General features: G+C 62.7%; 16 protein-coding genes. 9 read left to right on the top strand and 7 right to left on the bottom strand.

The window, feature by feature from the left end:
• Window positions 1-2 precede the first annotated feature (2 nt).
• Window positions 3-1,937 carry a putative nucleotidyltransferase substrate binding domain-containing protein gene (locus tag PQT43_RS16955; RefSeq protein ID WP_336314622.1) on the bottom strand — a complete coding sequence of 645 codons (1,935 nt, stop codon included), beginning with the start codon at window positions 1,935-1,937 and terminating at the stop codon, window positions 3-5.
• A 258-nt stretch (window positions 1,938-2,195) separates the two neighbouring features.
• Here PQT43_RS16955 and PQT43_RS16950 point away from each other — a divergent pair, with 258 nt between their 5' ends.
• A complete protein-coding gene (locus PQT43_RS16950; RefSeq protein ID WP_102861963.1) occupies window positions 2,196-2,642 on the top strand; it encodes a response regulator in 447 nt (148 codons plus the stop codon).
• A gap of 104 nt (window positions 2,643-2,746) precedes the next feature.
• Here PQT43_RS16950 and PQT43_RS16945 read toward each other — a convergent pair whose 3' ends face one another.
• On the bottom strand, window positions 2,747-4,924 hold the full coding sequence (locus PQT43_RS16945; protein WP_272754336.1) for a malate synthase G: 2,178 nt from the start codon (window positions 4,922-4,924) through the stop codon (window positions 2,747-2,749).
• A 555-nt stretch (window positions 4,925-5,479) separates the two neighbouring features.
• Here PQT43_RS16945 and PQT43_RS16940 point away from each other — a divergent pair.
• Window positions 5,480-5,998, top strand: a complete 519-nt coding sequence (locus PQT43_RS16940; RefSeq protein ID WP_016964741.1) for a glycine cleavage system protein R — start codon at window positions 5,480-5,482, stop codon at window positions 5,996-5,998.
• Window positions 5,999-6,223: 225 nt separating this feature from the next.
• Here the strand turns inward: PQT43_RS16940 and rarD are convergent, their stop codons facing one another.
• From rarD to PQT43_RS16915, 5 genes are all read right to left on the bottom strand, one after another.
• Window positions 6,224-7,111, bottom strand: a complete 888-nt coding sequence (rarD, locus tag PQT43_RS16935) for an EamA family transporter RarD (protein ID WP_102881065.1) — start codon at window positions 7,109-7,111, stop codon at window positions 6,224-6,226.
• A 250-nt stretch (window positions 7,112-7,361) separates the two neighbouring features.
• Window positions 7,362-8,336 carry a serine/threonine protein kinase gene (locus PQT43_RS16930; RefSeq protein ID WP_102861960.1) on the bottom strand — a complete coding sequence of 325 codons (975 nt, stop codon included), beginning with the start codon at window positions 8,334-8,336 and terminating at the stop codon, window positions 7,362-7,364.
• A 158-nt stretch (window positions 8,337-8,494) separates the two neighbouring features.
• Window positions 8,495-10,396, bottom strand: a complete 1,902-nt coding sequence (locus tag PQT43_RS16925; protein WP_267269013.1) for a PhoX family protein — start codon at window positions 10,394-10,396, stop codon at window positions 8,495-8,497.
• Window positions 10,397-10,479: 83 nt separating this feature from the next.
• Window positions 10,480-11,244: a TOBE domain-containing protein gene (locus PQT43_RS16920; RefSeq protein WP_267269012.1), complete on the bottom strand. Its 765-nt coding sequence runs from the start codon at window positions 11,242-11,244 to the stop codon at window positions 10,480-10,482.
• Between the two features lie 64 nt (window positions 11,245-11,308).
• Window positions 11,309-12,049, bottom strand: a complete 741-nt coding sequence (locus tag PQT43_RS16915) for a ComF family protein (RefSeq protein ID WP_272754335.1) — start codon at window positions 12,047-12,049, stop codon at window positions 11,309-11,311.
• A 91-nt stretch (window positions 12,050-12,140) separates the two neighbouring features.
• Here PQT43_RS16915 and bioB point away from each other — a divergent pair, with 91 nt between their 5' ends.
• The 7 genes from bioB (at window position 12,141) to PQT43_RS16880 (ending at window position 19,221) form a co-directional block, all read left to right on the top strand.
• Entirely contained in the window at window positions 12,141-13,196 is a 1,056-nt protein-coding gene (gene bioB, locus PQT43_RS16910) for a biotin synthase BioB (RefSeq protein WP_102861956.1), read from the top strand.
• A 131-nt stretch (window positions 13,197-13,327) separates the two neighbouring features.
• The gene (gene bioF / locus PQT43_RS16905) at window positions 13,328-14,506 is read left to right on the top strand and encodes an 8-amino-7-oxononanoate synthase (RefSeq protein ID WP_272754334.1); all 1,179 of its coding nucleotides are present in this window, start codon (window positions 13,328-13,330) and stop codon (window positions 14,504-14,506) included.
• Entirely contained in the window at window positions 14,499-15,230 is a 732-nt protein-coding gene (locus PQT43_RS16900; protein ID WP_102881061.1) for an alpha/beta fold hydrolase, read from the top strand. Before bioF ends, PQT43_RS16900 begins: the two co-directional genes overlap by 8 nt.
• A complete protein-coding gene (bioC, locus tag PQT43_RS16895; protein ID WP_110653363.1) occupies window positions 15,223-16,035 on the top strand; it encodes a malonyl-ACP O-methyltransferase BioC in 813 nt (270 codons plus the stop codon). Before PQT43_RS16900 ends, bioC begins: the two co-directional genes overlap by 8 nt.
• Window positions 16,032-16,712, top strand: coding sequence for a dethiobiotin synthase (bioD, locus tag PQT43_RS16890; RefSeq protein ID WP_102861952.1), 681 nt, complete (start codon window positions 16,032-16,034; stop codon window positions 16,710-16,712). Before bioC ends, bioD begins: the two co-directional genes overlap by 4 nt.
• Before the next feature lie 107 nt (window positions 16,713-16,819).
• Window positions 16,820-17,116 carry a pyrroloquinoline quinone biosynthesis protein PqqE gene (locus PQT43_RS16885; protein ID WP_102861951.1) on the top strand — a complete coding sequence of 99 codons (297 nt, stop codon included), beginning with the start codon at window positions 16,820-16,822 and terminating at the stop codon, window positions 17,114-17,116.
• A 299-nt stretch (window positions 17,117-17,415) separates the two neighbouring features.
• Complete coding sequence (locus tag PQT43_RS16880) at window positions 17,416-19,221, top strand: phenylacyl-CoA dehydrogenase (protein WP_102861950.1); 1,806 nt, start codon at window positions 17,416-17,418, stop codon at window positions 19,219-19,221.
• Window positions 19,222-19,248: the final 27 nt, after the last annotated feature.

The raw sequence follows: 19,248 nt of genomic DNA, 5'->3' as shown, positions 1-19,248 counted from the left end.
GCTCATAACTGGTAGCGCAGGGCCAGGCTGCTTTGCAGGCGCTGGGCCTGGCGCAGGGACTCGCGCAGGATGCGTCGGTCCAGGTGATTGAGGCTGTCGGGGTCGACCCGATTGGAATAGGGCTGGTTCTCCCGGGTCTGGCGTTGATGTTGCTGCATGCGGGTCTGCTGGATGAAGTGGTAGGCCTCTTCATAAGCGGCGCCGTCCAGGGGCTCGATGACCTGCTTGGACACCAGCTGGCGCAGACGCTCCAGGGTGTTGATGGCGCCGATGCCGTTGGCCAGGGCCAGCAGCCGGGCGCCATCGACGAAGGGGGTGAGGCCCTGGACCTTGAGGTCGAGGGTGGCTTTTTCGCCGTTCTTTTTGGCCAGGACGAATTCGCGGAAGCGGCCCACGGGCGGGCGCTGGCGCAAGGCGTTTTCCGCCATCATGCGCTGGAACAGACGGTTGTCGCCCACTTGGTCGAGGATTCCCCGGCGCAGTTGTTCGGCGCCTTGTTCATCGCCCCAGACCACCCGCAGATCGAAATAGATGCTCGAACCCAGCAGGTTTTCCGGTGTTGCCTCGCGGATGAAGGCGGCAAAGCGTCGGGCCCATTCGGCGCGGGACAGGCACAGCTCGGGGTTGCCGGCCATGATGTTGCCCTTGCACAGGGTAAAGCCGCACAGCGCCAGGCTCTGGTTGATCTGCTGGGCGATGGGCAGCAGCTTGCCGCGGATCTCGGCGGCGTGGGCCGCGTCCCGGGCCTCGAACAGGATGCCGTTGTCCTGGTCGGTGTGCAGGGTCTGTTCGCGCCGGCCTTCGCTGCCGAAGCACAGCCAGCTGAAGGGCACGCCGGGGTCGCCCTTGTCCGCCAGGGTCAACTCGATCACCCGGCATACGGTGTGATCGTTGAGCAGGGTGATGATGTGGGTGATCTGAGTCGACGACGCACCGTGGGCCAGCATGCGCTCCACCAGTTGGCCGATCTCGCCTCGCAGCGCCACCAGGTGTTCCACCCGGGGAGCATTGCGGATGGTTCGCGCCAGGTGCACCAGATCGACCCGTTGCAGGGAAAACAGGTCGCGCTCGGAGACCACGCCACACAGGCGCTGGTCTTTCACCAGGCAGACGTGGGCGATATGGCGCTCGGTCATGGCGATCGCGGCGTCGAAGGCACTGTGGTCCGGGCTGAGGAAGAAAGGGGCCTGGGTCATGTGCTGTTCGATGGGCTGGTTGAGGTCCTGGGTGCGGTCGGCGACGACCTGGCGCAGGTCCCTCAGGGTGAAGATCCCCAGGGGCGCCTTGTGCTCGTCCACCACCACGATGCTGCCCACTTGTTGCTCATGCATCAGCGCCACAGCCTCACGCAGCGGCATCTGTGGGGCGCAGGCGACCGGATGACGCATGGCCAGTTCGCCCAGGCGGGTGTTCAGCGAGTATTGGGTGCCAAGGGTTTCCACGGCCTTTTGCTTGACCTGCTGATTGACCTGATCCAGCAGGCTGCTGACCCCGCGCAAGGCGAAATCGCGGAACTCGTCGGACAAGGCGAAGAGTTTGATGAAGGCGCTCTTGTTCAATTGCAGGCAGAAGGTGTCTTCGGCGGCCCGGTGTTCGGTGCGGGTGGCGCGTTCGCCCAGCAGTGCAGCCAGGGGAAAACATTCGCCAGTGGTGATCTCGAAGGTGGTTTCGGTGCTGCCCTTGGCGGCGTGGGTGCGTTCGCCCACCACGCGCCCCTGCTTGACGATATAGAAGTGCTCAACCGGGCCGTCGGCGGGCTTGATGATGCTCTCGCCGGGCCCGTAGAAACGCAGCTGGCATTGTTCTACCAGATAGGCCAGGTGGAGGTTTTCCATCTGGTTGAAGGGCGGGAACCGCTGCAGGAACTGCACGGTCCCCTGGATGTTCTGCAACACCGCGGTCTTCCCTGCCTGGGTGAAGGCGTCCGCTTTACTCATAACGATTACCGCAGTCTTTTTGGATTTGTTGTGGTCGGATCACGGCAATGGTCGGACTCCCAGCGCGAGGTGCCCATTGGACGTAAGTCTAGGTAGCGGCCGGAGCCCGGACATTTGGCTTTGAGCGGCGTTTAATCAATGCAAAAAAGCTCTGATCAAGGCTCTTGGCAATTTTTCCGACGAAGTGCACATTGGAGGTCTGCTTAGCGATGTCTGACCAATGTGCTAGGGGATTGATCTGTTCATGTAGAGAAATGTATGCCCGACCACGATATTTTGAGTGACGCCGAGCGCGAGGCGCTGAGTGCAGTCATGCTGGAGCCGGATCTGCCGGCCCAGCGGGTGTTGATCGCCGATGACGACAAGGATGCACGGGAACTGCTGGCGGAAATTCTTGGCCTGGATGGTATCCGTTGCATCACGGCTGCCAGCGGCAAGGCCGCTCTTGAATTACTCGAATCGAACAAGTCCATCGGCCTGCTGATCACCGATCTGCGCATGGCGCCCTGCAGTGGTCTTGACCTGATTCGCCAGGTGCGGGAATCGGAACGGGCGGCGCTGCCGATCATCATCATTTCCGGTGACGCCGATGTGCGCGACGCCATCGCTGCCATGCACTTGAGCGTGGTGGACTTCCTGCTCAAACCCATCGACACCGGCAAGTTGCTGGCCCTGGTCAAACACGAACTGGGTGTCATTCACTGAGCTGCAATCTGCAATCTGCAATCTGCAATCTGCAAGCGCCGAGCCAGGGCGACACACTAAAAAGCCCCGGCGGACCGGGGCTTTTTGTCTGTTGCCAGGCGTGCTTACAGGCCGTTCTTGGCCTTGAACTCGCGACGACGACGGTGCAATACCGGCTCGGTGTAGCCGTTAGGCTGCTTGGTGCCTTCGATCACCAGCTCCAGGGCGGCCTGGAAGGCGATGTTGCTGTCGAAGTCCGGAGCCAGCGGGCGGTACAGCGGGTCACTGGCGTTCTGCCGGTCGACCACCGGGGCCATGCGCTTGAGGCTTTCCAGCACCTGCGCCTGGGTGACCACACCGTGGCGCAGCCAGTTGGCGATGTGCTGGCTGGAGATGCGCAGGGTGGCGCGGTCTTCCATCAGGCCAACGTCGTTGATGTCCGGCACTTTCGAGCAACCCACGCCCTGGTCGATCCAGCGCACCACGTAACCGAGAATGCCCTGGGCGTTGTTGTCCAGTTCGTTCTTGATCTGCTCGGCCGACCAGTTGGTGTCGCTGGCCAGAGGGATGGTCAGGATGTCGTCCACCGATGCGCGGGCACGCTTGGCCAGTTCGGCCTGACGGGCGAACACGTCGACCTTGTGGTAGTGCAGTACGTGCAGGGCGGCGGCGGTCGGCGACGGCACCCAGGCGGTGTTGGCACCGGCCAGCGGGTGGGCGATTTTCTGTTCGAGCATGGCGGCCATCAGGTCCGGCATGGCCCACATGCCCTTGCCGATCTGCGCACGGCCTTGCAGGCCGGTGGACAGGCCGATATCGACGTTCCAGTTCTCGTAGGCGCCGATCCATTTCTCGGCCTTCATGTCGGCCTTGCGCACCATGGCGCCGGCTTCCATGGAGGTGTGGATCTCGTCGCCGGTGCGGTCGAGGAAGCCGGTGTTGATGAACACCACGCGCTCGCTGGCCGCCTTGATGCAGGCCTTGAGGTTGACCGTGGTGCGGCGCTCCTCGTCCATGATCCCGACTTTCAGGGTATTGCGCGGCAGGTTCAGCACCTCTTCGATGCGGCCGAACAGTTCGTTGGTGAACGCGGCTTCTTCAGGGCCGTGCATCTTCGGCTTGACGATGTACACCGAGCCGGTGCGGCTGTTCTTGCGCGAGGTGTTGCCGTTGAGGTTGTGGATCGCCGCGAGGCTGGTGACCAGGCCGTCGAGGATGCCTTCCGGCACTTCGTTGCCATGCTTGTCGAGGATTGCGTCGATGGTCATCAGGTGGCCGACGTTACGCACGAACAGCAGCGAACGGCCGTGCAGCTTCACCGGCTCACCGTTGACGCCGGTGTACTCGCGGTCGGCATTCATGGTGCGGGTAAAGGACTTGCCGCCCTTGGAAACCTCTTCCGCCAGGTCGCCCTTCATCAGGCCGAGCCAGTTGCGGTAGATCACCACCTTGTCGTCGGCATCAACCGCGGCAACCGAGTCTTCGCAGTCCATGATGGTGGTCAGGGCCGCTTCCATCAGCAGGTCCTTGACCCCGGCGGCGTCGGTCTGGCCGACCGGGCTGCTGGCGTCGATCTGGATCTCGAAGTGCAGGCCGTTGTGCTTGAGCAGGATCGCGGTAGGAGCTGCGGCGTCGCCCTGGTAGCCGATCAGTTGGGCATCGTTGCGCAGGCCGCTGTTGCTGCCGCCCTTGAGACCCACCACCAGCTTGCCGCCGACGATCTTGTAGCTCACGGAGTCCACGTGGGAGCCGGCGGTCAGTGGCGCCGATTCATCGAGGAAGGCGCGGGCGAAGGCGATGACCTTGTCGCCGCGAACCTTGTTGTAGCCTTGGCCTTTTTCCGCGCCATCGGCTTCGCTGATGGCGTCGGTGCCGTACAGGGCGTCGTATAGCGAACCCCAGCGGGCGTTGGAAGCGTTGAGGGCGAAGCGCGCGTTCATCACCGGCACTACCAGCTGCGGGCCGGCCATGTGGGCGATTTCTTCATCGACGTTCTGGGTGCTGGCCTGGAAGTCTGCCGCTTCTGGCAGCAGGTAGCCGATGTCTTGCAGGAAGGCTTTGTAGGCCACGGCATCGTGTGCCTGGCCGGCACGGGACTGGTGCCAGGCATCGATCCGCGCCTGGAAATCATCGCGTTTGGCGAGTAGGGCTTTGTTCTTCGGCGCCAGGTCGTGGATGACCTTGTCGGCACCGGCCCAGAATGCGTCGGCGGTGAGGCCGGTACCGGGAATGGCTTCGTTGTTCACGAAGTCGAACAGGACTCTGGCGACCTGCAGGCCACCGACTTGAACGTGTTCAGTCATTGCTTGCCTCACTCTGCTCAGCTATTTCGCTTTTCAGCTCTTCAAATTAACAATGAAGCCGGCGGCCATTTAAAGCACAACCCTGTTCACCAGTACATGCCATTGCTGGCGGCTGGGTGCTTCCAATCAACGGCAGAGCCTTGCTGATGGGCGGTTGCGAGGGTTGCGATCAGGCCTTGGCAGACATCGTTCCAACGTTATGTAGTGCGCGCTGCGGCATACTACATGATGAATTGCGCTTGTGAAAATTAGACTAAATACGTCGTTCCGCGACTTAAGAATGCAGTGCGGTCACGCTGGGGAACGTGATGTTCTCAAAAAAGCTGGTGGATTGTTCCATATAAATACAAAAAGTTGTACACGATTTATGTTTTGCCCTGCGCGCCCTCGTAGGAGCCGGATTGCCGGCGAATGGGCCTTCGGGGGTTGCGTCGGCCTTGCGGGCACTTTCGCTGGCAAGCCAGCGCCTACACAAGCTGCTGCGATATGGGTTGGAAGGCGGGGGGAATGAGGGTGCCTATAATTGCTCTTTCATCAAGCAAAGAGGGCTGCGCCATGGACCATCTCGTTCTCACGGTTTTCGCCCCGGACAAGGCCGGACAGGTCGAGCGTATTGCCCAGTGCATCGCCGAGCACGGCGGCAACTGGCTGGAAAGCCGTCTGTCGCGCATGGCGGGGCAGTTTGCCGGCATCTTGCGGGTCGGGGTCCCGGCCGAGGCCTACGATGAGCTGGTGGATGCCTTGCAGGGGCTCTCCGCCCAGGGCATCCGGGTATTGATCGCCGAAAGCGGCATCGAGCAGTCCTGCACCTGGAAACCCATCGCCATGGAGCTGGTGGGCAATGATCGTCCGGGAATCGTCCGGGATATCACCCGCTTGCTGGCGGAGCAGGGGGTCAACCTTGAACGGCTGGTGACCGAGGTGCGCCCAGCGCCCATGAGCAGCGAGCCGTTGTTTCATGCCGAGGCGATTCTGGCGGTGCCCCTGACGTTGTCCCTGGAGGTATTGCAGTCGCGCCTGGAAACCCTGGCCGATGATCTGATGGTGGAGTTGGTGCTGCGCAGCGAGGTCTGAACACCGTCCCGCAGGTTATCCCAGTAATCCGTGCATGCGCCTGTGGATAACCTGTAGAGACCCGTCGCCAGCCCAGTACAGCCGCGGCTTAGCGCGCTCTGATCAAAAAACCAGCAGTTTCAAGGGCTTGTGCACAAACGGCGGGGATCAGGTTGTGGATAACCTTGGGAAGAATCGCTGCAGGCCACGAATGGCCTGGCCTGCAGGGCGTTGTACGTTTATTGATCAGCGGCGGCCGCGCAGGCTGAGCCAGGCATCGACGCTGTACACCGCAAGGCCGGCCCAGATGAACATGAACGCCAGCAAGGTGCTGGAGGACAGGTGTTCGCCAAACAGCAGCACCGCTTGCAGCAGCACCAGGGTTGGCGCCAGGTACTGAAGGAAGCCCAGGGTGGTGTAGGGCAAGTGCCGAGCCGCGGCGTTGAAGCACACCAGCGGGATCAGCGTGACCGGGCCGGCGGCTACCAGCCACCAGGCTTCGGAGCTGGTCCAGAAGTCGGCATGGGCACTGCTGGCTTCGGGGTGCAGGAGCAGCCAGGCCATGGCGATGGGCACCAGCATCCAGGTTTCCACCACCAGCCCGGGCAAGGCCTTGACCGGGGCCTGTTTACGGATCAGGCCATAGAAGCCGAAGCTCAGCGCCAGTATCAGTGAGACCCAGGGCAAACTGCCTACTTGCCACACTTGCTGGGCCACGCCCACCGCCGCCAGGATCACCGCCAGCCACTGCATGCGCCGCAGGCGTTCGCCAAGAATCAGCATGCCCAGCAGCACATTGATCAGGGGATTGATGTAGTAGCCCAGGCTGGCCTCAAGCATGCGCCCATTGTTCACGGCCCAGACATAGGTCAGCCAGTTGCCGGCGATCAGGGTGCCGCTCAGGGCCAGGATGGCCAGGCGCCTGGGGTTTTCCCGCAGCTCGCGCCACCAGCCGGGATGTTTCCACACCATCAGCAACACAGCGCCGAACAGCGCCGACCAGAGTACCCGGTGGACGATGATTTCCACGGCCGGAACGCTGGCGATGGCTTTGAAGTAGATCGGAAACAGACCCCAGATGATGTAGGCGGTCAGGCCCAGGATGTACCCGCGACGCGGGTTGGCGGCTTGCATGCAGAGTCCTTGCTTAGGCAGCTAACGAAGACGGGATTGTAAGGACAATTGTCAGGACATGTCCTGACTTTTGCGCCACCCGTTCTGTGGGGGAGGGCTGGTGGGCAATGGCGAACTTACGGGCCTCTTCGCTGGCGAGCCAGCTCCTACGGTTGGCGTTGTATCGAGGCGGATTCTTGTGGGAGCCGGCTTGCCGGCGAAGGCGACCTCATGGGCCTCTTCGCTGGCAAGCCAGCTCCTGCAGGCAGGGTCAGAACAGTTTGAGAGGTTCTTCGTTGAGGGCCGCCAGCTGTTCGCGCAGGGCCAGGACCTGATCCCCCCAGTAACGTTCGCTGCCGAACCAGGGGAAGCTGTGGGGAAAGGCCGGATCGTCCCAGCGTCGTGCCAGCCAGGCGCTGTAGTGCATCAGGCGCAGGGCTCGCAGCGGCTCGATCAGGGCCAGTTCCCGCGGGTCGAAATCATGGAACTCGCTGTAGCCGTCCATCAGTTCGGAGAGCTGGCTGAGGCACTCCTGGCGATCGCCGGCCAGCATCATCCACAGGTCCTGCACCGCCGGGCCCATGCGGCAGTCGTCCAGGTCGACGATATGGAACATCTCGTCGCGGCACATCATGTTGCCGGGGTGGCAATCGCCGTGCATGCGGATGTTCTGGTGCGGGGTGGCCTGGTAGACCTCTTCCACTCGCTTGAGCAGGTCCCGTGCCACGGACTCGTAGGCCGGCAGCAGGCTCTTGGGAATGAAGTTGCCTTGCAGCAGGGTCGCCAGTGAGTCATGACCGAAGTTCTTCACGCCCAGGGCTTCGCGGTGCTCGAAGGGGCGGGTGGCGCCCACGGCGTGCAGGCGACCGAGCAATTGCCCGAGGCGATAGAGTTGATCCAGATTGCCCGGTTCGGGCGCGCGCCCGCCACGCCGGGGAAACAGGGCGAAGCGAAAGCCCGCATGCTCGAACAGGCTGGCACCGTCGTGGATGATCGGTGCGACCACCGGCACATCGCACTCGGCGAGTTCGAAGGTGAAGCGGTGTTCTTCCAGGATCGCTTCGTTGGTCCAGCGCTGGGGGCGGTAGAACTTGGCGATCAGCGGTTCGCCTTCGTCGATGCCGACTTGATAGACGCGATTTTCGTAGCTGTTGAGCGCCAGCACGCGGGCGTCGCTGAGAAAACCGATGCTTTCAACGGCGTCGAGAACCAGGTCGGGGGTCAGTGTTTCAAACGGGTGCGACATGCTTACTCCTGCGCGCAGCAGGCTGCCGCGTCCGGCCAAGCATGGTAACGCAGACGGGGAGCCAGCGGGGGAGGGTTTGCTGGTGGTTCGGCTGGGCGCCAGGTTGGCCGGCGAGCCGGCTGCTACGGACGTAGGAGCCGGTTTGGCGCGGGGCGGGTTCAGGCGCCGATGATGCCGCCGTCTTCCCGGGTGATAGCCATCACGGAGGAGCGCGGCTTGCCGTTGGGCAGGTGCTCGGGGAAGGTCGAACCACCGGTTTCTCCCGGGTGCTGGATGCCGACGAACAGGGTCTTCTGGTCCGGGGCGAAGGCGATCCCGGTGACTTCGCAGCCCACCGGTCCGACCATGAAACGGCGGATTTCACCGCTGTCCGGGTCGGCGCAGAGCATCTGGTTATTGCCCATGCCGGCAAAATCGCCGCTGTTGCTGTAGTCGCCGTCGGTGAGGATCCACAGGCGTCCGGCCTGGTCGAAACCCAGGCCGTCGGGGCTGTTGAACATGTTCTCTGGGGTGATGTTGGACGAGCCGCCCTTGGGCTGGCCGGCATGCACAGCGGGGTTGCCGGCTACCACGAACAGGTCCCAGGAAAAACTCATCGCGCCATGATCGTCGCCGCCGGTGCGCCAGCGCAGGATCTGTCCGTAGACATTCTTCTCCCGCGGGTTGGGGCCACCTGCTGGCTGGCCGTCTTCGCCACGCTTGGCGTTGTTGGTCAGGGTGCAATAGACCTGGCCGTCCTTGGGGCTGACCACGATCCATTCCGGGCGGTCCATGCGCGTGGCCTGGACCACACTGGCCGCCAGGCGTGCCTGGATCAGTACCTGGGCCTGGTCGGCAAAGCCGCTGCTGGCGTCGATGCCGTTCTTGCCGTGAGTCAACTCGATCCACTGGCCCTGGCCCTTGGGACGGTCCGGGTTGCCGTCGCCGGCATCGAAGCGCGCCACGTACAAGGTGCCGTGGTCCAGCAGGTCGCGGTTGGCCTTGGGGTTGCGGTGGTTGATCTTGTCGCGGCTGATGAACTTGTAGATGAATTCCCCGCGCTCATCGTCCCCCATGTAGACCACGGCGCGGCCGTCACGTGTTTGCGCCAGGGCCGCGTTTTCATGCTTGAAGCGGCCCAGGGCGGTGCGTTTGACCGGGGTCGATTGCGGGTCGAAGGGATCGATTTCCACCACCCAGCCGTGACGGTTGAGCTCGTTGGGGTTCTTGGCCAGGTCGAAACGCGGGTCGTGGGGGTGCCAGTTGATGTCCTTGCTGGTCACCACCGCGCCGTAGCGTTTCTGCGCGGCGTCGAACTTCTGCTCGGGGTTGCTGCTGCCGAAGCAGTCGGTGAAGTTCTCTTCGCAGGTCAGGTAGGTGCCCCAGGGGGTCTTGCCGTTGGCGCAGTTCTGGAAGGTGCCAAGGACTTTCCTGCCCTTGGGGTCGGCAGCGGTCTTGAGCAGGTCGTGACCGGCGGCAGGGCCGCTGAGGCGGATTGGCGTGTTGCCGTGGATGCGCCGGTTGTAGCGTGAACCCTGGACGAACTGCCACTGGCCGTTCCTGCGCTGCACTTCGATGACCGACACCCCTTCGCTGGCCTGGGCCTTGCGCACGTCCTCGGCCGATTGCGGCTGGCCGCCGTGGGAATAGAGGTAGCGGTAGTTGGTGTATTCGTTGTTGATCGCCATCAGCGCCCGGTGCTTGTCGTCCGGGAAGGCGAACAGGCTCATGCCGTCGTTGTTGTCGCCAAACTGCACTTCCTGGGCTTGGGCGGTGCCATTGCCGCTGGGGTCGAAGGCCGGCCCGTTCTTGGTCAGCGGCTGGCCCCAACTGATCAGTACCGAGGATTTGTAGCCCGCCGGCAGGGTGATGTTGTCGCTGGTGGCGGCCGCAATGCCGGCAAAACCCAGCAGTTGGCTGTTTCCGGCGCTGACACTGGTGGCCAGGGCGCTGCGGCCGAGCAGTCCGCCACCGAGAAACAGGGCGGCGCCGCACAGGGCACCGGCACCGATGAAACCCCGGCGGCTGAGGCCGACCATCTGTTCCAGGTCGGTGGGTTGGTCTTCTTCTAACAGGCTCATATCAGGCTCCCTGCGGGTTTTTGCAGCCACCTTAATGAGCGCCTATGACGAATATGTTGCAGCCTGAAGTCGTCGCACTCCGGTTACAGCGGGGTGCCGAGCAGGACATGGGAGGCAGAGAACTGCACCTGGACCGGTTTGCCTTCGGTCATTTCCTGCGTCTTGAGCCGGTGCGGCTCGGCCAGGGCGCAGAGGGTCTGGCCGTTGGGCAGGGTGATGCGCACCTCGCAGGGGCCGTCTTCGGCGTCGAGAATCTGCTCGACGGTCCCGCTCAGGCAATTGTGTCCAGTTGTTACTTGGGCGTCGGCAGGGTGCAGGTCCAGCCAGCCGGCCTTGATCAAGGCCACCACTTCAGTGCCGGTTTCCAGTTCCAGGCGCTGGGTGCTGTCGTGGGTGATCTGCGCCTTGAGGAGCAGGCCTTCGGGCAGCTCCAGGCTGATCAGGTCATTGCAGCCTAGAGGTGCGATCTCGCGGATCTTGCCGTGCAGCTGGTTGCGGGCACTGGTGCGCAGCATCAGGCGCCCCAGCAGATCGAGATCGCTGGCATCTTCTGCGGCTTCCAGCACTTGGGCCTGCAGTGCTTGCAGGCGTTGGTAAAGGCGCAACACGCGTTCGCCCTCGGCGGAGAGTTTGGCCCCGCCGCCGCCCTTGCCGCCGACGTTGCGCTCTACCAGCGGACGCTGAGCCAGGTTGTTGAGCTCATCGATGGCATCCCAGGCGGCCTTGTAGCTCAGGCCGGCGCTTTTGGCCGCGCGGGTGATGGAGCCCTGTTCGGCAATGTGTTGCAGCAGGGCGATGCGTTGTGGGCGGCGGGCGATGTGCTGGGTCAACAGAGTGGGCAAGGACATGGCAGGGACGCTTTGGGCACTGAAGATGGACAGGGAGTTTGCGGTTTGAGCGATGAGAGTCAAGTCAGCCGGGGGTGTTGGGTCTTGCGGTTCGGGCCAGGCAATAGACATCCACTTGACGGGCACCGGCATTGATCAGCAACCGGGCCAGGGCCTGGGCAGTGGCACCTGTGGTGAGGACGTCGTCCACCAGGGCCAGGTGGCGGCCGGCCACAGGCGCGTCGGCGGCGAGGGCGAAGGCCTGGTGCAGGTTGCGCTGACGGGCACGGGCCCCCAGGCCTTGTTGTGCCGGGGTGTCCTGGGTGCGTAGCAGCAGAAGGGGCTCCACCGCCAGTTGCAGGTGTTCTCCCAGCCACTGGGCCAGCATGCCGGCCTGGTTGAAGCCTCGCTGGCGCAGGCGTCGCCGGGACAGCGGCACCGGCAGCAGGCAGTCTGGTCGGGGCAGGCCTTCATCGTAGCGATAGTGAAGGAATTGGCTGAGAAGTTCGGCCATCAGTCGGCCAAAAGGCCACTTTTCATGGTGTTTGAAACGGCTGATCAGGCTGTCCACCGGAAAATCGTAACGCCAGGGGGCGATGACCCGTCGAAACGCGGGGAGACGTTTCAGGCACTGGCCACAGGTCAGGCTGGCGGCGGGCAGGGGCAGGGCGCAGACCGAGCATTGGGCGCCGAGCCAGGGCAGTTCGTCCTGACATGAACTGCACAGGGCCAGGGCTGAATCGCTGGGTTCATCGCAAAGCAAACAGATTTGTTTGTTTTTTGACCAGATGTAAACTAGCCCTTTGTATTCGGGTTGACAGTGCATGGCTCTTCCTTAAATATGCCGAACATCCGTGTTGCGGCTGTGGACTTTCCCTGTCCCGCACCGCCTGCCAAGCATAATCAAGGAATCGCCCATGAGCGCCAGCACCACCGCTACCCTGCGTCATGACTGGACTTTGGCTGAAGTCAAAGCCCTGTTCGTCCAGCCATTCAATGACTTGCTGTTCCAGGCGCAGACGGTGCACCGCGCGCATTTCGATGCCAATCGGGTGCAGGTTTCGACCCTGCTGTCGATCAAGACCGGCGCCTGCCCGGAAGATTGCAAATATTGTCCGCAGTCCGGCCACTACAACACCGGCCTGGAAAAGGAAAAGCTCCTGGAAGTGCAGAAGGTGCTGGAGGAGGCCGCTCGGGCCAAGGCCATCGGCTCTACGCGTTTCTGCATGGGCGCCGCCTGGAAGCACCCTTCGGCCAAGGACATGCCCTATGTGCTGGAGATGGTCAAAGGCGTGAAGGCCATGGGCCTGGAAACCTGCATGACCCTGGGCCGTCTCGATCAGGACCAGACCGAGGCCCTGGCCAAGGCCGGCCTGGACTACTACAACCACAACCTGGATACCTCGCCGGAGTTCTACGGCAGCATCATCACCACCCGCACCTACAGCGAGCGTCTGCAAACCCTGGCCTACGTGCGTGACGCCGGGATGAAGATCTGTTCCGGCGGCATCCTCGGCATGGGCGAGTCCCTGGACGACCGCGCCGGCCTGCTGATCCAGCTGGCCAACCTGCCGGAGCACCCGGAGTCGGTGCCGATCAACATGCTGGTGAAGGTGGCCGGCACGCCGCTGGAAAACGCTGAGGACGTGGACCCGTTCGACTTTATCCGCATGCTCGCCGTGGCACGGATCCTCATGCCGCAATCCCACGTGCGCCTGTCCGCCGGCCGCGAAGCGATGAACGAGCAGATGCAGGCTCTGGCCTTCTTCGCCGGTGCCAATTCGATTTTCTACGGCGACAAGCTGCTGACCACCGCCAACCCGCAGGCCGACAAGGACATGCAGTTGTTCGCGCGCCTGGGCATCCAGCCCGAAGCCCGTGAAGAGCACGCCGACGAAGTGCATCAGGCGGCCATCGAGCAGGCCCTGGTGGAGCAGAAGAGCAGCGAGCAGTTCTACAACGCTGCCGTCTGACCTCCTGTGGTAGGAGCCGGCTGCCGGCGAATCCCGTGAACGGCGCAAGTGCGACGGGTTTCGCGTTGTCTGTTTCGCTGGCAAGCCAGCTCCTGCGGGTAATGTGTTTGTGAGCCAATATCGAGGCCAGCATGTCTTTTGATCTCGCAGCACGGCTTGCAGCCCGTCGTGCTGAACATCTCTATCGCCAGCGTCCGCTGCTGGAAAGCCCTCAGGGTCCGCAAGTGGTGGTGGACGGCCAGCCATTGCTGGCTTTCTGCAACAACGACTACCTGGGCCTGGCCAATCACCCGCAGGTGATCGAAGCCTGGCGCGCTGGTGCCAGCCGCTGGGGCGTGGGCGGCGGCGCTTCCCATCTGGTGATCGGTCACAGCGCTCCCCATCACGCTTTGGAAGAAGCCCTGGCCGAGTTCACGGGGCGCCCGCGGGCGTTGCTGTTTACCACGGGCTACATGGCCAATCTCGGTGCGGTCACGGCGTTGCTCGGGCAGGGCGACACGGTGCTGGAAGACCGTCTCAACCATGCTTCCCTGCTGGATGCCGGCCTGCTCTCTGGTGCGCGCTTCAATCGCTATCTGCACAACGATGCAGGGAGCCTGGCCAAACGCCTGGAGAAGGCCACCGGCAATACATTGGTGGTCACTGATGGGGTGTTCAGCATGGACGGCGATGTCGCCGACCTGCCGGCCCTGGCCCGGGAAACCAAGGCCCGTGGTGCCTGGCTGATGGTCGACGATGCCCATGGCTTTGGTCCGCTGGGGGCCAACGGTGCCGGGCTGGTGGAACACTTCGGCCTGGGTCTGGATGAGGTGCCGGTGCTGGTGGGCACCTTGGGCAAGGCCTTCGGTACCGCTGGGGCCTTTGTCGCCGGTAGCGAGGAGTTGATCGAAACACTGATCCAGTTCGCCCGGCCCTACATCTATACCACCAGCCAACCGCCGGCACTGGCCTGCGCCACGCGCAAGAGCCTGGAGTTGCTACGCAGCGAGCACTGGCGGCGCGAGCACCTGGCGAAGCTGATTCGTCAGTTCCGGCTGGGGGCCGAGCAGATTGGCTTGGAGCTGATGGACAGCTTTACCCCGATCCAGCCAATCATGGTGGTCGACAGTGCCCGGGCCATGGAGTTGTCACGGATGCTCCGTTCGCGGGGGATCATGGTCACCGCCATCCGTCCGCCGACCGTGCCGGCCGGCGGTGCGCGGCTGCGGGTGACGTTGTCCGCCGCCCACAGCGAGGCGCAGGTCCAGCTATTGTTAAGCGCGTTGGCGGATTGTTTCAGTGAACTGCAAACGAGGCCTAGCCATGCGTGATCGACTGATCCTGTTGCCGGGCTGGGGGCTGGGGGTGTCGCCCCTGGAACCTTTGGCTGCCGCTTTGCAGGGGCTTGATGAACACTTGCGTGTGGAGATCGAGCCCCTGCCGGAGCTGACGTCCAGCGATCTGCAGGCATGGCTGGACGAGCTCGACGATGCGCTGCCGGATGACGCCTGGCTGGGGGGCTGGTCCCTGGGCGGCATGCTCGCCGCGGAGTTGGCGGCCCGACGCGGCGAGCGCTGCTGCGGTTTGTTGACCCTGGCCAGCAATCCCAGCTTCGTTGCTCACGAGCAATGGTCCAGTGCCATGGCCGCTGAGACCTTTGACGGCTTCCTGGCCGGCTGCGCCGCTGATCCGCGTACCACCCTCAAGCGCTTTTCCCTGCTGTGTGCCCAGGGCGCGGCCGATCCCCGTGGCTTGTCGCGGATGCTGCTGGGCGGGGCGCCGACCACGCCGGGTGCGGTGCTGATGGCGGGTCTGGAGTTGTTGGCGCAGTTGGATACGCGCGAAGCCTTGCTGGCTTTTCGCGGCCCGCAGTTGCACCTGTTCGCCGGGCTGGATGCCCTGGTGCCGGCCGAGGCGGCCGCCGAGTTGCTGGTATTGCTGCCGGATATAGAAGTTGGCCTGATCGAGCAGGCCAGCCACGGTTTTCTTCTGGAGGACCCCCACGGAGTGGCGGGGGCGATCCAGGCTTTTTTGCATGAGTCCGGCGATGACTGATTTGTCTGTTCCTGTCTTACCCGCAGGCCTGCCTGACAAGCGTCAGGTGGCGGCTTCGTTTTCCCGCGCCGCAGCCAGTTACGACAGCGTTGCCGAGTTGCAGCGCACGGTCGGCCAGCAATTGCTGAGCCGTTTGCCTGAAGGCTGGACGCCTGCGCGCTGGCTGGACCTGGGCTGTGGTACGGGGCATTTCAGTCGAGTGCTGGGGACACGCTTCGCCGGCAGTCAGGGGCTGGCCCTGGATATTGCCGAGGGCATGCTCAAGCACGCGCGGCCCCTGGGGGGCGCCGAGCACTTTTTCGCTGGAGATGCTGAGCGCCTGCCGTTGCAGGGCAGCAGCTGCGAGCTGATTTTCTCCAGCCTGGCGGTGCAGTGGTGTGCCGACTTTGCTGCCGTGCTCAGTGAAGCCCAGCGGGTGCTCAAGCCGGGCGGTGTGCTGGCTTTTGCCAGTCTGTGCGTCGGCACTTTGCAGGAGCTGCGTGAGAGCTGGGGGCGGGTCGATGGGCAGGTTCACGTCAATCGCTTTCGTGAGTTCGCACGCTATCGCCACTTGTGCGATGCCAGTGGTTTGCACGTACGTAGTCTGGAGAGCGTTCCCCATGTCCTGCATTACCCGGATGTGCGTAGTCTGACCCATGAGTTGAAAGCCTTGGGTGCACACAATCTGAATCCCGGTCGTCCCGGCGGCCTCACCGGACGCGCGCGTATCGCCGGGTTGATCGAGGCTTACGAGGGGTTTCGTCAGCCCCAGGGGCTGCCGGCGACCTATCAGGTGGTGTATGCCGTGTTGGAGAAACCGCTATGAGTGCTGCCTATTTCATTACTGGCACCGACACCGATGTGGGTAAAACCACCATTGCCGCGGGGCTGTTGCATGCGGCGCGGCTGGCCGGGCTGAGTACTGCGGCAGGCAAACCTGTGGCTTCCGGGTGCGAGTTGAGCGCCAAGGGCCTGCGCAATGCCGATGCTCTGGCATTGCTGGCGCAGTCGTCGTTGCCGTTGAGCTATGAAGAGGTCAATCCGGTCGCCTTCGAGCCGCCCATCGCACCGCACCTGGCGGCACGAGAGGCCGGGGTGGCATTGACGGTGCAGTCATTGCTGACGCCCATGCGCCACATTCTGGCCAAGGGGGCGGATTTCACCCTGATCGAAGGCGCGGGTGGCTGGCGAGTGCCCCTGGCGGATCAGGACAACCTGTCGGATCTGGCCATGGCGCTGGGCTTACCGGTGATTCTGGTGGTGGGCGTGCGACTGGGCTGCATCAATCATGCGTTGTTGACTGCCGAGGCCATTGCTCAGGACGGTCTGCAACTGGCGGGCTGGGTGGCCAATATCATCGATCCCAAGACCTCTCGTCTGGAAGAAAACCTCGCGACTTTGGCGGAGCGCCTGCCTGCGCCGTGCCTGGGCCGAGTGCCGCGACTCAAGTCAGCCAGTGCCGAGGCAGTGGCCGAACATCTGCAGCTGGATCTGCTGGACTAGATTTTGCCTATGGCAAGGCATATTGCCATTAGTGTTTTTGACGGGTGTTTTTTTGACAGGTCTGCTTCAATAACACCTGTCATTCATTTTCAAGGTCGAGTTCTCTTATGGAAATTTCCGGGAACAGCGCTTTCTACGCCGGACTGAACGCGATTCAGACTGGGCAGAATCGTGTCGATCAAGGTTCTAGCCAGATCGCCAGCAGCGCCGTTGAGCGCTCTGCCGACAGCCAGGCGTCGGCGGATTCGGTCAATCGCCTACGGGGCGTTGATCGCAGCCAGAGTTCGGACTTGGCCAGCAGTATGGTCGAGATGTCCATGGGCAAGGTCCAGGTGGAACTGGGCGTCAAAGTTGCCAAAGCCTCTGATGAGGTACTCGGTACCCTGATCGATACCTACGCTTGATCACTCTGCGCTAAAGCCCGCTTCTCTCACGCGAGGCGGGCGTTTGCTCATGCCTTTCCCTTCTGTGGTTCCTCTTCTTCATTTCTTTGTGTAACTGATCGTCGGCGAGCCGGCTTCTACACTTCACGGCAGCGCTGTGGGTATTTGCCTGCGCGTGCATTTTGTTTCGATGACGAAAGGCATGGGAGCGACGCTTGACAAGATTTGGGCCTAAACGTATGTTTCAAACACCTGTTTGACCGCTATAAAAAATCAACGCGGTTGTTCATTCCCGGTTACATCAGCAGAGGTTTATCGCTATGCCTGACTACAAGGCCCCCTTGCGTGATATTCGCTTCGTTCGTGACGAACTGCTCGGCTATGAGGCGCACTATCAGAGCCTCCCGGCTTGCCAGGACGCCACTCCGGACATGGTTGACGCCATTCTCGAGGAAGGTGCGAAGTTTTGTGAGCAGGTACTGGCGCCGCTGAACCGTGTGGGCGACCAGGAAGGTTGCACCTGGAGTGAATCCGGCGTTAAGACCCCGACTGGCTTCAAAGAGGCCTACAAGCAATTCGTTGAAGGCGGCTGGCCAAGCCTGGCTCACGACGTCGCGCACGGTGGCCAGGGCCTGCCTGAATCCCTGGGCCTGGCAGTCAGCGAAATGGTCGGCGAAGCCAACTGGTCGTGGGGCATGTACCCAGGTCTGTCTCACGGCGCGATGAATACGATTTCCGAGCACGGTACTCCTGAGCAGCAAGAGGCTTACCTGACCAAGCTGGTGTCCGGCGAGTGGACCGGCACCATGTGCCTGACCGAGCCGCATTGCGGCACCGACCTGGGCATGCTGCGCACCAAGGCCGAACCTCAGGCTGATGGTTCCTACAAAGTCACCGGTACCAAGATCTTCATCTCCGCCGGTGAACACGACATGGCCGACAACATCGTCCATATCGTTCTGGCCCGTCTGCCGGACGCACCGGCCGGCACCAAAGGCATTTCGCTGTTCATCGTGCCCAAGTTCCTGCCTAACGCTGACGGCAGTGTCGGCCAGCGCAACGCGGTCAGCTGCGGTTCCCTGGAACACAAGATGGGCATCCACGGTAACGCCACCTGCGTGATGAACTTCGACGCGGCCACCGGTTTCCTCATCGGCCCGGCGAACAAAGGCCTGAACTGCATGTTCACCTTTATGAACACCGCGCGTCTGGGCACCGCTCTGCAGGGCCTGGCCCACGCCGAGATCGGCTTCCAGGGTGGCCTGAAATACGCTCGCGACCGTCTGCAAATGCGCTCCCTGACTGGCCCGAAAGCGCCGGACAAGGCCGCGGACCCGATCATCGTGCACCCTGACGTACGTCGCATGCTGCTGACCATGAAAGCCTTCGCCGAAGGTAACCGGGCGATGGTGTACTTCACCGCCAAGCAGGTCGACATCGTCAAATACGGTGTGGACGAAGAAGAGAAGAAGAAAGCCGATGCTCTGCTGGCTTTCATGACTCCGATCGCCAAGGCGTTCATGACCGAAGTCGGCTTCGAGTCCGCCAACCACGGTGTGCAGATCTACGGTGGCCACGGTTTTATCGCCGAGTGGGGCATGGAGCAGAACGTTCGCGACAGCCGTATCTCGATGTTGTACGAAGGCACCACTGGCATCCAGGCTCTGGACCTGCTGGGCCGCAAAGTGCTCATGACTCAGGGCGAGGCCCTCAAGGGTTTCACCAAGATCGTCCACAAGTTCTGCCAGAACAACGAAGGCAACGAAGCCGTTAAGGAATTCGTCGCTCCGCTGGCGGCACTGAACAAGGAATGGGGCGAGCTGACCATGAAAGTGGGCATGGCCGCGATGAAAGACCGTGAAGAAGTGGGCGCTGCTTCGGTGGACTACCTGATGTATTCCGGTTATGCCTGCCTGGCCTACTTCTGGGCCGACATGGCCCGTCTGGCGGCTGAAAAGCTGGCAGCCGGCACTACCGAAGAGGCTTTCTACACGGCCAAGTTGCAGACTGCGCGCTTCTACTTCCAGCGCATCCTGCCGCGTACCCGCACTCACGTTGCAACCATGCTGTCGGGCGCCAACAACCTGATGGACATGAAGGAAGAGGACTTCGGCCTGGCCTACTAAGCCTTACCGGACCTTTCAGAAAGCCGT

It is taken from the genome of Pseudomonas sp. BLCC-B112 (assembly GCF_028550695.1).
Classification (GTDB): Bacteria; Pseudomonadota; Gammaproteobacteria; order Pseudomonadales; family Pseudomonadaceae; genus Aquipseudomonas; species Aquipseudomonas danubii.
The sequence above is the reverse complement of the archived record's forward strand: the minus strand, read 5'-3'. Positions and strand labels throughout refer to the sequence as shown.

Coding starts and splice junctions, on each gene's coding strand:
- PQT43_RS16955 (WP_336314622.1), bottom strand. CDS start 1,937: ATGAGTAAAGCGGACGCCTTCACCCAGGCAGGGAAGACCGCGGTGTTG.
- PQT43_RS16950 (WP_102861963.1), top strand. CDS start 2,196: ATGCCCGACCACGATATTTTGAGTGACGCCGAGCGCGAGGCGCTGAGT.
- PQT43_RS16945 (WP_272754336.1), bottom strand. CDS start 4,924: ATGACTGAACACGTTCAAGTCGGTGGCCTGCAGGTCGCCAGAGTCCTG.
- PQT43_RS16940 (WP_016964741.1), top strand. CDS start 5,480: ATGGACCATCTCGTTCTCACGGTTTTCGCCCCGGACAAGGCCGGACAG.
- rarD (WP_102881065.1), bottom strand. CDS start 7,111: ATGCAAGCCGCCAACCCGCGTCGCGGGTACATCCTGGGCCTGACCGCC.
- PQT43_RS16930 (WP_102861960.1), bottom strand. CDS start 8,336: ATGTCGCACCCGTTTGAAACACTGACCCCCGACCTGGTTCTCGACGCC.
- PQT43_RS16925 (WP_267269013.1), bottom strand. CDS start 10,396: ATGAGCCTGTTAGAAGAAGACCAACCCACCGACCTGGAACAGATGGTC.
- PQT43_RS16920 (WP_267269012.1), bottom strand. CDS start 11,244: ATGTCCTTGCCCACTCTGTTGACCCAGCACATCGCCCGCCGCCCACAA.
- PQT43_RS16915 (WP_272754335.1), bottom strand. CDS start 12,049: ATGCACTGTCAACCCGAATACAAAGGGCTAGTTTACATCTGGTCAAAA.
- bioB (WP_102861956.1), top strand. CDS start 12,141: ATGAGCGCCAGCACCACCGCTACCCTGCGTCATGACTGGACTTTGGCT.
- bioF (WP_272754334.1), top strand. CDS start 13,328: ATGTCTTTTGATCTCGCAGCACGGCTTGCAGCCCGTCGTGCTGAACAT.
- PQT43_RS16900 (WP_102881061.1), top strand. CDS start 14,499: ATGCGTGATCGACTGATCCTGTTGCCGGGCTGGGGGCTGGGGGTGTCG.
- bioC (WP_110653363.1), top strand. CDS start 15,223: ATGACTGATTTGTCTGTTCCTGTCTTACCCGCAGGCCTGCCTGACAAG.
- bioD (WP_102861952.1), top strand. CDS start 16,032: ATGAGTGCTGCCTATTTCATTACTGGCACCGACACCGATGTGGGTAAA.
- PQT43_RS16885 (WP_102861951.1), top strand. CDS start 16,820: ATGGAAATTTCCGGGAACAGCGCTTTCTACGCCGGACTGAACGCGATT.
- PQT43_RS16880 (WP_102861950.1), top strand. CDS start 17,416: ATGCCTGACTACAAGGCCCCCTTGCGTGATATTCGCTTCGTTCGTGAC.